11 protein-coding genes are annotated in these 11583 nt (G+C 61.6%); 10 read left to right on the top strand and 1 reads right to left on the bottom strand.

What is annotated here, in order from left to right; translation table 11 throughout:
- Positions 1 to 119: 119 nt before the first annotated feature.
- Complete coding sequence (locus DXC18_RS10600) at positions 120 to 317, top strand: hypothetical protein (RefSeq protein ID WP_199412245.1); 198 nt, start codon at positions 120 to 122, stop codon at positions 315 to 317.
- A 223-nt stretch (positions 318 to 540) separates the two neighbouring features.
- Here the strand turns inward: DXC18_RS10600 and DXC18_RS07725 are convergent, their stop codons facing one another.
- Positions 541 to 1401, bottom strand: coding sequence for a DegV family protein (locus DXC18_RS07725; protein WP_117716848.1), 861 nt, complete (start codon positions 1399 to 1401; stop codon positions 541 to 543).
- 156 nt (positions 1402 to 1557) lie between these two features.
- Between DXC18_RS07725 and DXC18_RS07720 the strand changes: the two genes are divergently transcribed.
- The 9 genes from DXC18_RS07720 to DXC18_RS07680 all read left to right on the top strand — a co-directional run bounded on the left by DXC18_RS07720 (position 1558) and on the right by DXC18_RS07680 (position 11242).
- A complete protein-coding gene (locus tag DXC18_RS07720) occupies positions 1558 to 2220 on the top strand; it encodes an HAD hydrolase-like protein (RefSeq protein WP_158552050.1) in 663 nt (220 codons plus the stop codon).
- Between the two features lie 54 nt (positions 2221 to 2274).
- Positions 2275 to 3711, top strand: a complete 1437-nt coding sequence (locus tag DXC18_RS07715) for a M20 family metallopeptidase (RefSeq protein WP_117716846.1) — start codon at positions 2275 to 2277, stop codon at positions 3709 to 3711.
- Between the two features lie 432 nt (positions 3712 to 4143).
- Positions 4144 to 5082, top strand: coding sequence for a phosphate ABC transporter substrate-binding protein (locus tag DXC18_RS07710; RefSeq protein ID WP_117716845.1), 939 nt, complete (start codon positions 4144 to 4146; stop codon positions 5080 to 5082).
- Positions 5083 to 5106: 24 nt separating this feature from the next.
- A complete protein-coding gene (gene pstC / locus DXC18_RS07705; RefSeq protein WP_117716844.1) occupies positions 5107 to 6015 on the top strand; it encodes a phosphate ABC transporter permease subunit PstC in 909 nt (302 codons plus the stop codon).
- 1 nt (position 6016) lies between these two features.
- On the top strand, positions 6017 to 6934 hold the full coding sequence (gene pstA / locus DXC18_RS07700) for a phosphate ABC transporter permease PstA (RefSeq protein WP_117716843.1): 918 nt from the start codon (positions 6017 to 6019) through the stop codon (positions 6932 to 6934).
- Positions 6931 to 7803, top strand: a complete 873-nt coding sequence (gene pstB / locus DXC18_RS07695) for a phosphate ABC transporter ATP-binding protein PstB (RefSeq protein ID WP_199412244.1) — start codon at positions 6931 to 6933, stop codon at positions 7801 to 7803. Before pstA ends, pstB begins: the two co-directional genes overlap by 4 nt.
- A 203-nt stretch (positions 7804 to 8006) precedes the next feature.
- Positions 8007 to 9866, top strand: coding sequence for an ABC-F family ATP-binding cassette domain-containing protein (locus DXC18_RS07690; protein WP_117716842.1), 1860 nt, complete (start codon positions 8007 to 8009; stop codon positions 9864 to 9866).
- A gap of 6 nt (positions 9867 to 9872) precedes the next feature.
- Positions 9873 to 10643 carry a Cof-type HAD-IIB family hydrolase gene (locus DXC18_RS07685; protein ID WP_117583780.1) on the top strand — a complete coding sequence of 257 codons (771 nt, stop codon included), beginning with the start codon at positions 9873 to 9875 and terminating at the stop codon, positions 10641 to 10643.
- Between the two features lie 209 nt (positions 10644 to 10852).
- A complete protein-coding gene (locus DXC18_RS07680) occupies positions 10853 to 11242 on the top strand; it encodes a metal-dependent transcriptional regulator (RefSeq protein ID WP_117583779.1) in 390 nt (129 codons plus the stop codon).
- Positions 11243 to 11583: the final 341 nt, after the last annotated feature.

Below are 11583 nucleotides of genomic sequence, written 5' to 3'. Positions count from 1 at the left end.
GAATAGACCCTGTGGGCAAAAAATGGCAAATATGAGTACTGTGGTTTGAGCGGTAACATATCATCTGGAAAGTATTTAAGACCAATCGATTCGGATTGGATATAATCAACCCTCTAAACATGGCGATTCGGGACTTTATGACGCTCGGAATTGGCGGAAGATGGCAAATTCAGCCAGATTTCGCTGTTACTAAACTGGTAACAGTACTCATATTTGCCATTTTTTGCCCAGAGGGTATCGCAAGGGGGTTGGACAAAGCATCGATCGCCGCCAATTTCTCGATTGGCTGGTTGGGCGGCAATGAAGTTGCGGCGTAATGGGAAGCGTTTCGCGGCCTTTTGGCTAAAACGGCCCCTTTTCCGCCGCGACTCCTAAAAAGACGCCGGCGCGCCTTGAGTTGCGGCGCGTCGGCGTGATGGCTTTGTTGTGGCTGGGTGTACTTCGGTTGTTCGACGGCTTTGGCATGTCCGATCTTGCCAGGCAAGCCTTTGTTACCGTTTAACGTTTGCCCAGATAAAACCTGCCAAAATAAACCTGTCCCTAATTGGCAGGTTGGTAGCGGGGGCAGTAGCTGATGGCGATGGCATCGACGCCCACGTGGGTGGCGATGGTGCAGCCGATGGGGCCGGTGCCGGCGTCCACGTAGTCCTGGCCTGCGAGCGCTTGACTGACGAGCTCCTGCTCCTCGGCGGCGCCGGTCGTGAGCACGCGCACGCTGGAGCCCGGATGCTCGGCCAAAAATGCGAGGCAATCGGCCATGGTGTTGGCGACGATGCGCTTGGCGCCGCGGCCCTTTTTGATGGCCTTGATCTCGCCCGATTTCCACTCCGGCGAAACGGCCAGGCGAATGTTGAGCATCTGCGTGAGCTGGCCGGCGAGCTTGGGTGCGCGGCCGTTCTTAACGAGGTTCTCGAGCGTGCGGGGAATCAGCAGCAGGTGGGCGTCGGGCAGCGTCGCGCGGATCTGCGCCTCGGTCTCGTTCAGGCTGCGGCCGTCCTCGCGCATGGCCAGTGCGTACTCCACCAGTAGGCCCTCGGCACCCGAGCCGGTGCGCGAGTCGATGCAGCGCACGTCGAGCTCGTGCGTTTCGGCCGTCAGGCTGGCGTTGGCATAGCAGGCGGACCACTCGCTGCACAGCGAGATAAAGATGGCGCTGTCGTGGCCGTCGGCGAGCACGCGATCAAAGAGCGCCTTGAACTCGCCGGCGCTCGGCTGCGAAGTGTGCGGCAGCTGCTCGGAGCCGGCCATGCGCGCGACGTACTCCTGGGCGGTAATTTGCACCTGGTCGAGCAGGTCCTCGCCCTCGATAATCACATGCAGCGGGATCACGTAAATGCCGAGCTCTTGGGCGCGGGCGGGGGAGATGTCCGACGTGGAGTCGGTTATGATGGCAAAAGACATAATTGCACCTTTCGTTGGGGCGCCTGCGCGCCGCCTTCTGAGAGCAAAGTGCGACAAGTATAGTTGAGTCGTTCCACATTACTAGGTTCAATTGTTGAATAGTCAACAGTTTGAAGTGTCGGTGTGGAAATCGTCAACTGGGGAAGAGGAATGCCGATGGAGGCGCTGGAGATATGCAAGCGGCCGGTCGTGCTGTTCGATTTTGACGGCACGGTGGCCGATACGGGCCGGGCGGTGATGACCTCGACGCGCAAGACGCTGGCTGCGCGCGGGTTTTCGGAGGCGCAGATGGGTGACCTGCGCTGCATGATCGGGCCGCCCCTGTGGAAGAGCTTTCACGACTTTTACGGCTTTACGCGCGAGGAGTCGCTTGTGGTGGCCGACGAGTACCGCGCTTTTTTTGATGAGCTGGGACCGGAGGAGTATCCCGTGTTCGCTGGGGTCCCCGAGTTGCTGGATGGGTTGGCCGCCCGGGGCAAGCGTATGGCCGTGGCGACGTCGCGCATGGAGGCAAAGTGCATCGACATGGTACGTGAGCTCGGGCTTTCTCAGTTTGAAGCGGTGGTTGGCATGAATCCGCCTCAGGGGCGCGAGACCAAGGCCGATTCGGTCCGCGATGCCCTGGCAGAGCTCGGCGCGACTGCCGACGAGGCCGTGATGATCGGCGATCGCTTTAACGACGTCGAGGGCGCGCACGCGATGAGCGTGCCGTGCATTGGTATCTATTCGGGCGCGGCGGCGCCGGGCGAGCACGAGGCGGCGGGTGCCGATGCAGTGGTGCACTCGGTGGCCGAGCTTGCTAAACTTTTCGCTATATAAGTATGTGATGTGAGGGACGGGCGTACCCGTCGCTCATTGGTAAGGAGGTCGTCCATGAATCAGGTGGAGCAGAGCGTTAGCGAGTATGTTGACGAGGTCTGGGAAGATGTCGTCGCCGATATCGAACAACTGGTGAGCTATCCGTCCGTGGCCGTTGCTGCCAATGCAGAGCCCGGTGCGCCGTTTGGCCGCCCGGTCCGTGATGCGCTCGATTGCGCGCTCGGCATTGCGCAAAAGCTCGGCTACCAGACGAGCGACGACGAGGGCTATGTGGGCATTGCCGATATCCCGGGTCGCGGCGACAAGCAGCTCGCGACCATCTGCCACGTAGACGTGGTGCCCGCCGGCCCCGGCTGGAACACCGACCCGTTTGCGATGGAGCGCCGCGAGGGCTGGCTGCTCGGCCGTGGCGTGATCGACGACAAGGGCCCGGCGGTGTTGTCGCTTTATGCCGGCGCGTACCTGCTCAAGTACGGCATTGTGCCGCGCTATACCTTCCGCGCGCTGCTGGGCTGCGATGAGGAAGTGGGCATGTCCGACGTTCACCATTATCTGGAGAACCACGCAGACCCCGACTTTTTGTTTACGCCCGATGCCGAGTTCCCGGTCTGCAATGCCGAGAAGGGCCAGTTTGGGGCGACATTTGTGAGCTCCAAGATCGACGGCGGGCGCATTGTGTCCTGGAGCGGTGTCGAGGCGAGCAACGCTATTCCGTCGCAGTCTATCTGCGAGCTTGCGATTGCCGCCGATGAGCTGCCGGCGCCGGTCGAGAACGCCGACCGCCTGGAGATCACGACGCTCGATAGCGGGCATGCGCAGATTTTCGCCCACGGTATTGGCGGCCACGCTTCGATGCCTGAGGGCACCATCAACGCCGTCGGCCTGATCGTGGCGTATCTGCGCGAGGCTGAGGACGCGTTTGGTGCACGCGATGAGCGCCTGCTGACGCCTGCCGAGCACGAGTTTGTCAAGTTTTTGGCCTTTGTGCATGCGGACGCCTATGGCCGCGGCCTGGGTATCGACGCGACGAGCCCGGCGTTTGGCCCGCTTACCTGCAACGCTGGCGTCATTCGCGTGGCGGATGGCCACATTGAGCAGGTCATCGACGTGCGCTTCCCCGATAGCACCAGTGCCGATACCATCTGCGAGCAGCTCGAGCCGCTCGTGGGCCGCTTTGGTGTGACGTATCGCGTGGGTCGTGCCAAGGTGCCGTTCTCAGTTTCGGCCGACGATCCGGCCGTGAAGGCGCTTATTGATACCTATAACGAGTTTACGGGCAAGCATGCTGAGCCCTTCGCCATGGGCGGTGGCACGTACGCGCGCAACTTTGCCCGCGCCGTGTCGTTTGGCCCCGAGGAGACCGGTCTTGAGCTGCCCGCGTGGGGCGGCCAGATGCACGGCCCCAACGAGTGCGCCAGCGAGGAACAGCTCAAGCAGGCGCTCAAGATCTACATCGTGGCAATCCTGCGCCTCAACGAACTCGAACTATAGTTACGCGGTTTTACCAAACCGCGTAACCAGTCGACGCTGCAAGCCCGCCAGAGCGGCAATCTGCCTTTCAACTTCGGTGGCATGATCAAAAGATCAATGCCACCTTGTTTCAAGGCACCTTGCTCGCTCTGGCGGGCTTTCGCTGTCGTTGCCAAAACATCGGCGTTGCTGGGGTAGTCGTTGGGGACGTTCTTAAATGACTAGTCAAACAAGACTGTCTCCAATGACTACCTTCCTCTGGTGTAAAAGGCGGGTCATGCTTGGTGGCGGGTTTGTTATTCGTTTGTAAAGCCGAGCCGCGCTTGCGGTAAGGGTCTATCAGATGCCCGTAATAAAGCGCAGCTGACGCGGGCGCTGCCCGATCGAGATCGTATCTTTCCAAACAGCAAAGCGGGCAGGGTGCCCGCGAGTCGCTTGTATGAAAGGAAGATCATGCTCGATCAGGCTTATTCTCGTCGTCAGTTCCTCGGCCTCGCTGGTGGTCTTGCCAGCATCGTCGGCCTCGGTCTCGTTGGTTGCGGCGGCGCAGGCGCAACCGACGCCGCCGACAAGGGTAGCGCCGCTGCTGCCGAGTCCGTCTCGGGCGAGGTAACCTACGACGGCGCCTCCTCGTTCCAGGCTCTCGTCGAGGCTGCTGCCGAGAAGTTTATGGATGCCAACCCCGACGTCTCCGTCTCCGGTTCGGGCAACGGTTCGGGCAAGGGCCTGACCGCTGTCGCCGCCGGCACCGTCACCATCGGTAATTCCGATGTCTTCGCCGAGACCAAGCTCGAGGCCGATCAGGTCAAGAACCTCGTCGATCACGAGGTCGCCGTCGTGGGCATGGGCCCCGTCGTCTCCAAGAACGTGACAGTCGACGACCTGACCCTCGAGCAGCTCAAGGGCATCTTCTCCGGCCAGATCACCAACTGGAAGGAGGTCGGCGGCGACGACGCCAAGATCGTCGTTCTCAACCGCAAGGCCGGCTCCGGCACCCGCGCCACCTTCGAGGCCGCCGTCTTTGGCGACGAGGCCGTCGACTTTAAGGGCGACGCCGAGCTCGACAAGTCCGGCGATGTCCAGACTCAGATGGGCAGCACCGACAACGCCATCTCCTACCTTGACTTCTCGCACTTCGATGACTCCAAGTTCAACGCCATCATGGTCGAGGGCGTCGAGCCCAAGAGCACAAACGTCACCGACGACTCCTTCAAGATCTGGGCGACCGAGCACATGTACTGTGCTAAGGACGCCGACGAGGCCACCACGGCCTTCCTGAAGTTCATGCTTTCCGACGACGTCCAAGGCAAACTCGTCGAGGAGCAGGGCTTTATCCCCGTCTCTGCCATGAAGGTCGTCAAGGACGCCAGCGGCAAGGTCTCCACTAAATAGGTAATCGCCCCGGAAAGGTTTGCAATGGCAAAACAGCTGCCAAAGCGCGACCTTGAGAACGTGGGCCTGGGCGTCACGGGCGCGTGCGTAGCGCTCGTGACGCTTGTTGTTGCCGCGCTCATCTTTATGGTCGCCCAAAAGGGTCTCTCGGCTTTTCTCAAGGACGGCGTTTCGGTCGTCGAGTTCTTTACCGGCACCAAATGGGACCTGGCCAACACGGCCGAAAACGGCCTGCCCTACACCGGCGCCCTGCCCCTGATCGTCACCTCGTTTGCGGTCATGGCGCTCTCCACGCTCATTGCGCTGCCCATCGCCATCGGCTCTGCCATCTTTGCGGTCGAGATCCAGCCTAAGTTTGGGTCCAAGGTCTTTCAGCCGCTTATTGAGCTTTTGACCGGTATTCCCTCGGTCGTTTTTGGCCTAATCGGCTTTCACGTGGTCGTCGGCCTTATGAAGAGCGTTTTCCACGCGAGCACGGGCCTGGGTATCTTGCCCGGCGCCATCGTGCTAGCCGTCATGATCTTGCCGACGATGACCACGCTTTCGGTCGATGGCCTGCGCGCCGTGCCCAGCAGCTATCGCCAGGGTTCGCTTGCGCTGGGCTACACCCGCTGGCAGACCATCTGGCACGTGGTACTTAAGTCCGCCATGCCGTCGCTCATGACCGCAGTCATCCTTGGCATGACCCGCGCCTTTGGCGAAACGCTCGCCGTGCGCATGGTCATCGGCGGTATTGAGGCCATGCCGACGTCGCTGCTGTCGCCGGCGTCGACCATCACCACCACGCTCACCACGTCCATGGCGGTCTATGCCGAGGGTTCGGCCCAGGACGACGTCCTGTGGGCACTCGGTCTGCTGCTGATGGGTATGAGCCTCATCTTTATCCTGATCATCCATCTCATTGGCCGCAAGGGGGCGAAGGCTCGTGGCTAGCATGCGCATCCACATCGACGAGGCGAGACTCGGGCTTGTCCAAAAGCAGGACCGCATCGCCACGGGCGTGCTGACGGCGATTGTCGCCATCGTCATGCTTATCGTCGTCTCCATGGTGGCCTACATCCTGTTCGAGGGTATCTCGACGCTGTTCCAGCCGGGCTTTCTCACGCAGCCCGCACGCGCCAACGGAACGCAGGGCGGCGTGCTCTACCAGCTGTTCGACTCGTTCTATCTGCTGCTGATCACCCTGATCATCTCGGTGCCCATCAGCCTGGGCGGCGCGGTCTTTTTGGTTGAGTACGCGCCCGATGGGCCTATTCGCGACATCGCCTCGACCGCCATCGAGACGCTGTCCTCGCTGCCCTCCATTGTCGTAGGCATGTTCGGCTTTCTGGTGTTCTCGGTGCAGCTGGGCTGGAAGTACTCCATCATCTCCGGCGCCGTCGCGCTCACCATGTTCAACATCCCCATCCTGGTGCGCGTGATTCAGCAGGCGCTCGAGGACGTGCCGCAGGCCCAGCGCGATGCGTGCCTTGCCATGGGCCTCACTCGCTGGGAGGCCACACTGCACATCCTGATTCCCGAGGCCATGCCCGCCATCGTGACCGGCATCGTGCTTTCGGCCGGCCGCGTGTTTGGCGAGGCCGCGGCGCTGCTCTTTACCTCGGGCATGAGCTCGCCGGTTCGCCTGAACTTCTTGAGTTTTAACCTGTCGAGCCCCACCTGCGCCTGGAACGTGTTCCGTCCCGGCGAGTCGCTGGCCGTGCACATCTACAAGATCTATGGCGAGGGCAGCCCCGAGGCCCAGCAGATCGTCTGGGGCATCGCGGCACTGCTGATGATTTGCGTGCTGCTGTTTAACGTAGTCGCCCGTATCGTGGGCAAGCAACTGGCAAGGAAGATGACGGCCGAATGAGCGAGATGAACACAACGCCCGCAACCGAGGCGGCATCGTCCGACACCCAGGACTTTTTGTCGAGCGTGGGGGAGAGCGAGAAACGTGTTCGCGTGAGCGGCAAGGCCGTGAGCGACGAGGTCGTGGTCTCCACCAAGGACGTCAACGTGTACTATGGCGACCACCATGCGCTGCACGATGCGTCGCTCGACTTTCACAAGGGCGAGATCACGGCGCTCATCGGGCCTTCGGGCTGCGGCAAGTCGACCTTTTTGCGCAGCCTCAACCTTATGAATCGCGAGATTCGCGGCTGTCGCGTGGAGGGCGAGATCAACTACCGCGGCCGCAACGTGAACACCAAGACCGAGAACACCTACGAGCTGCGTCGGTCCATTGGCATGGTGTTCCAGCAGCCAAACCCGTTCCGCAAGTCCATTCGCGACAACATTACGTTTGCGCCCAAGCGCCACGGCATCACCGACCGCGACGAGCTCGACCGCATGGTCGAGGAGAGCTTGCGTGGCGCCGCGCTGTGGGACGAGGTCAAGGACAAGCTGGACAAGAGCGCCTACGCGCTTTCGGGCGGCCAGCAGCAGCGTTTGTGCATCGCGCGCACGCTTGCGCTCAACCCCGACGTAATCCTGTTTGACGAGCCCTGCTCGGCGCTCGACCCCATCTCGACGCTGGCGATCGAGGACCTCATGTCGTCGATCGTGGCCGACCGCGCCATCGTCATCGTGACGCACAACATGGAGCAGGCGTCGCGCGTTTCCAACCGCACGGCGTTTTTCTACATGGGCGATATGGTCGAGTACGACGAGACCGACGAGATTTTCCAACGGCCCAAGGATAAGCGGCTGAATGATTACCTCACCGGCATGTTCTCCTAGTCCGGGACATGCTTGAGGCCCGCGGCGGCCACGGTTGCCGCGGGGCTGATTGGAGAGGCGGGTCATCTCTTGCGGGAGATGGCCCGCCTTTTTGCGTCGCGTGCTGGTGCGCTTGCCCAAAACCACCACAAAGGTGCCTGTCCCCTTTGTGGTGGTTTTCGCTATCATGGACAACGTTGAATTTCTACGAAGGAGCAGGGCATATGGCGATTCTTTTGGGATGCGATTCCGTCAGCCTAGAGTTTCCCACCAAGCATATTTTCGATAGCGTGACGCTCGGCGTGGGCGAGGGCGACCGCATTGGTATTGTCGGTAAAAACGGCGACGGCAAGTCGACGCTGCTGAGCGTGCTCGCCGGCACGCTGGAGCCCGATGACGGACGCGTGACGCACCGCCGCGGCACCACGATCGGTCTACTCGGCCAAAAGGATCAGCTTGTCGACACCGATACCGTGCATCATGCCGTTGTGGGCGACACGCCCGAGTACGAGTGGGCGTCGAGCCCCCGTACGCGCCAGATCCTCGCCGGCATCATTAGCGATGTGCCCTGGGAGGGCATGGTAGGCGAGCTCTCGGGCGGTCAGCGCCGCCGCGTGGACCTCGCGCGCCTGCTGATCGGCGACTACGACGTGCTCATGCTCGATGAGCCCACCAACCACCTGGACATGCGCACCATCAACTGGCTTGCACGCCATCTTAAGGCCCGCTGGCAGCGCGGTCAGGGCGCGATGCTCGTGGTCACGCACGACCGCTGGTTCTTGGACGAGGTCTGCACCAGCATGTGGGAGGTCCACGACGGCCAGGTCGATCCCTTCGAGGGCGGTTACTCCGCATATATCCTGCAGCGCGTGGAGCGCGACCGCATGGCCGCCGTTACCGAGGAGCGCCGTCGCAACATGGCGCGCAAGGAGCTCGCGTGGCTGAGCCGCGGCGCCCAGGCGCGTTCCACCAAGCCCAAGTTTCGCGTTGAGGCTGCTCGCGAGCTGATCGCCGACGTACCGCCCGTGCGTGACGAGCTGGAGCTCAAGCGCCTTGCCGTGAGCCGCCTAGGCAAGCAGGTCATCGATGTCATCGACGTGGATGCCGGCTATGCGGATACCGATGGTGCGCCCAAGCAGGTGCTCACCGATGTGACCTGGCTCATCGGCGCGGGCGACCGCTATGGTCTTTTGGGCGAGAACGGCGCCGGCAAGTCGACCTTGCTCGACGTGATCCAGGGCAAGATTGAGCCCACGCGCGGCCGTGTGAAGATTGGCCAGACGGTGCGCTTTGGCGTTCTGTCGCAGCAGCTCGAGGAACTCGAGCCCTACATGGGTGACACGATCCGCGAGGTGCTCGGCAACTATAAGAAGTACTACGTCATTGACGGCAAGGAGACTTCACCCGAGAAGCTCTGCGAGCGTCTGGGCTTTACGACGCAGCAGCTCTGGAGCCGCATCGGCGATCTTTCGGGCGGCCAGCGCCGTCGCCTGTCGCTGTTGCTGACGATCCTGGACGAACCCAACGTGCTCATCTTGGACGAGCCCGGCAACGACCTGGATACCGATATGCTGGCGATTGTCGAGGACCTGCTCGACGGCTGGCCCGGCACGCTGATTCTGGTGACGCACGACCGCTTTTTGATGGAGCGCGTGACTGACCAGCAGTGGGCGCTGCTCGATGGCCATCTGACGCATATGCCTGGCGGCGTCGACCAGTACCTGCGCCTGTGCAACGCCACCGCCGAGGGCGAGCCCGTGGGTGCACCGAGCGCCAAGACCGGCACGTTTGACACCGGTGCCGCGGCGGCTGCGGCCGAAAAGCCCAAGTCGAGCGGCCAGCCCAATGGCCTTTCCAACGCCGAACGCCAGAAGCTTCGCCGCGAGGTGAGCTCGCTCGAGCGCAAAATGGAGACGCAGCGCGCCCGCGTGGAGGAGGCCGAGGCCGCGATGGCTCAGGTCGACCCCACCAACTACACGGCGCTGGGCGAGCAGCAGGCAAAGATCGACGAGGCCCACGCCGCCATGGACGAGTTGGAGCTGGCGTGGCTCGAGGCGAGCGAGAGGCTCGAGGGCGAGGAGTAGGCGAGGATGATCAAGGCCGCGTTTTTCGATATCGACGGCACGTTGCTGAGCTTTAAGACCCATCGGATTCCGGCGTCGGCGCAGCAGGTGCTCGACAGCTTTCATGAGCAGGGGATTGCGTGCGTGATCGCCACGGGTCGCCCGACCTATCAGATGCCCGATTGGCTGTTCGAATTGGGTTGGGATGCGTACATTACGCTCTCGGGCCAGCACTGCTTTGATGCCGAGGGGGTTTACCGCAGCTGCCCGATCGATCCGGACGACGTTGCGGTGATCGTGGACCAGGTGGCGCAGGGACGCTGCGACTCGCTGTGTATGCAGGGCGAGAACTCGTTTGTGAACCGCCTGTCCGAGCGCGTGGTGACGGCCGGCAACAACGCGGGGATCGTCTACCACGAGGAACCGTTTGAGCGCGCCTTTGACGCACCGGTCTACCAGTTCTGCGCCTTTGTGGACCCGGCCGACGAGCATATCGTGACCGATGCGGTGTCGCATTCGCTCACTACGCGCTGGTGCGATCTGTTCTGCGACATTATTCCGGCAAACGGCGGCAAGGACCTGGGTGTGGCGGCGACGCTGGAGCGCCTGGGCATCGACGCGAGCGAGGCGATTGCCTTTGGCGACGGCGAGAACGACCTGTCGATGTTTGCCGCCGTGGGCACGAGCGTGGCCATGGGCAACGCGCAGGATACCGTGAAGGCCGTGGCGACCTACGTGACGACCGCCGTGGACGACGACGGCATCTACAACGCCGCCAAACACTTTGGCCTGCTGTAGCTGCGGATTCGGCATCTGGGGACGTTCCTTTTCTGCCGGCAGCTGGGGACACTCCTTGCGGGGCGTCCCCATTTTGTTTTCGTCCCGCATGTTTTGTGAAACACGGCTAACTTTTAGGCAAAGTAGTAAGACATGGGCAACTTTTGCGGTAAAGTAAATCAAGCAAAAGTATCCAAAGGCTAACTAGAAGCCATCGCGAAAGGCGGCCCATGGCCCTGCGTGAATCTGGAGAAGACTATCTCGAATCTATCTATGTGCTCTCGGAACGGCAGGGTACCGTTCGTTCGATTGACGTTGCCGAATACCTTGGCGTAACCAAGGCAAGCGTCTCCAAGGCCATGGCGACGCTGGAAAGCAACGGCTATGTCGAAATGGGCAAGCGCGATGTGCACCTGACGGAGCGAGGGCTTGAGGTCGCCCGCCAAATGTGGGAGCGTCACTGCTTTTTTGTAGAGCTGCTCGAGGAAGCAGGCGTTTCGGCAGAGGTTGCCTCGCAAGAAGGTTGCCACATGGAGCATTGCCTGAGCGAGGAGAGCTTCGAGAAGCTGAGGGCGATGTTGAGCAAGGAAGATGCGACGGGTCCAACAACGGAAGCCTAATTGACCCCCAATAGTGCGGAGTTCGCGCAAAACGCGAACCAGCGAAAGGGGATAGGGGATTCGAACAACAGCGAGTCCGACGCAGTCCAAAGTGGAGCAATCGGTGCGCGACGCCACCACAGCTGAGCCATCTCTGCGTTCCCAAAGAGGCGCGCTGTCACGCGCCAAAGGCGCGGGACAGCGACCGGGACCAGTAGCCCCATCAACTAAGTCCAACTCAGACAAGGAACCCCGCCAGCAAGCGATGCCCAAGAACCGCCAGCAACGTCACCGCAGGCCGGGTCCGGGCTTGGTTTTGAAAACATTCCGCACTGATATCTTCTGTATTGAAGACGTCGATG

It is taken from the genome of Collinsella sp. OM08-14AT (assembly GCF_003438115.1).
GTDB lineage: Bacteria > Actinomycetota > Coriobacteriia > Coriobacteriales > Coriobacteriaceae > Collinsella.
Note: the sequence above shows the minus strand (reverse complement) of the source record. Positions and strands in the feature narration are given on the sequence as shown.

Excerpts from the sequence above, each read along its gene's own strand:
- DXC18_RS07720 (WP_158552050.1), top strand. The coding sequence starts at position 1,558 with ATGGAGGCGCTGGAGATATGCAAGCGGCCGGTCGTGCTGTTCGATTTT.
- DXC18_RS07715 (WP_117716846.1), top strand. The coding sequence starts at position 2,275 with ATGAATCAGGTGGAGCAGAGCGTTAGCGAGTATGTTGACGAGGTCTGG.
- pstA (WP_117716843.1), top strand. The coding sequence starts at position 6,017 with ATGCGCATCCACATCGACGAGGCGAGACTCGGGCTTGTCCAAAAGCAG.
- DXC18_RS07710 (WP_117716845.1), top strand. The coding sequence starts at position 4,144 with ATGCTCGATCAGGCTTATTCTCGTCGTCAGTTCCTCGGCCTCGCTGGT.
- DXC18_RS07690 (WP_117716842.1), top strand. The coding sequence starts at position 8,007 with ATGGCGATTCTTTTGGGATGCGATTCCGTCAGCCTAGAGTTTCCCACC.
- pstC (WP_117716844.1), top strand. The coding sequence starts at position 5,107 with ATGGCAAAACAGCTGCCAAAGCGCGACCTTGAGAACGTGGGCCTGGGC.
- DXC18_RS10600 (WP_199412245.1), top strand. The coding sequence starts at position 120 with ATGGCGATTCGGGACTTTATGACGCTCGGAATTGGCGGAAGATGGCAA.
- pstB (WP_199412244.1), top strand. The coding sequence starts at position 6,931 with ATGAGCGAGATGAACACAACGCCCGCAACCGAGGCGGCATCGTCCGAC.
- DXC18_RS07725 (WP_117716848.1), bottom strand. The coding sequence starts at position 1,401 with ATGTCTTTTGCCATCATAACCGACTCCACGTCGGACATCTCCCCCGCC.
- DXC18_RS07680 (WP_117583779.1), top strand. The coding sequence starts at position 10,853 with ATGGCCCTGCGTGAATCTGGAGAAGACTATCTCGAATCTATCTATGTG.
- DXC18_RS07685 (WP_117583780.1), top strand. The coding sequence starts at position 9,873 with ATGATCAAGGCCGCGTTTTTCGATATCGACGGCACGTTGCTGAGCTTT.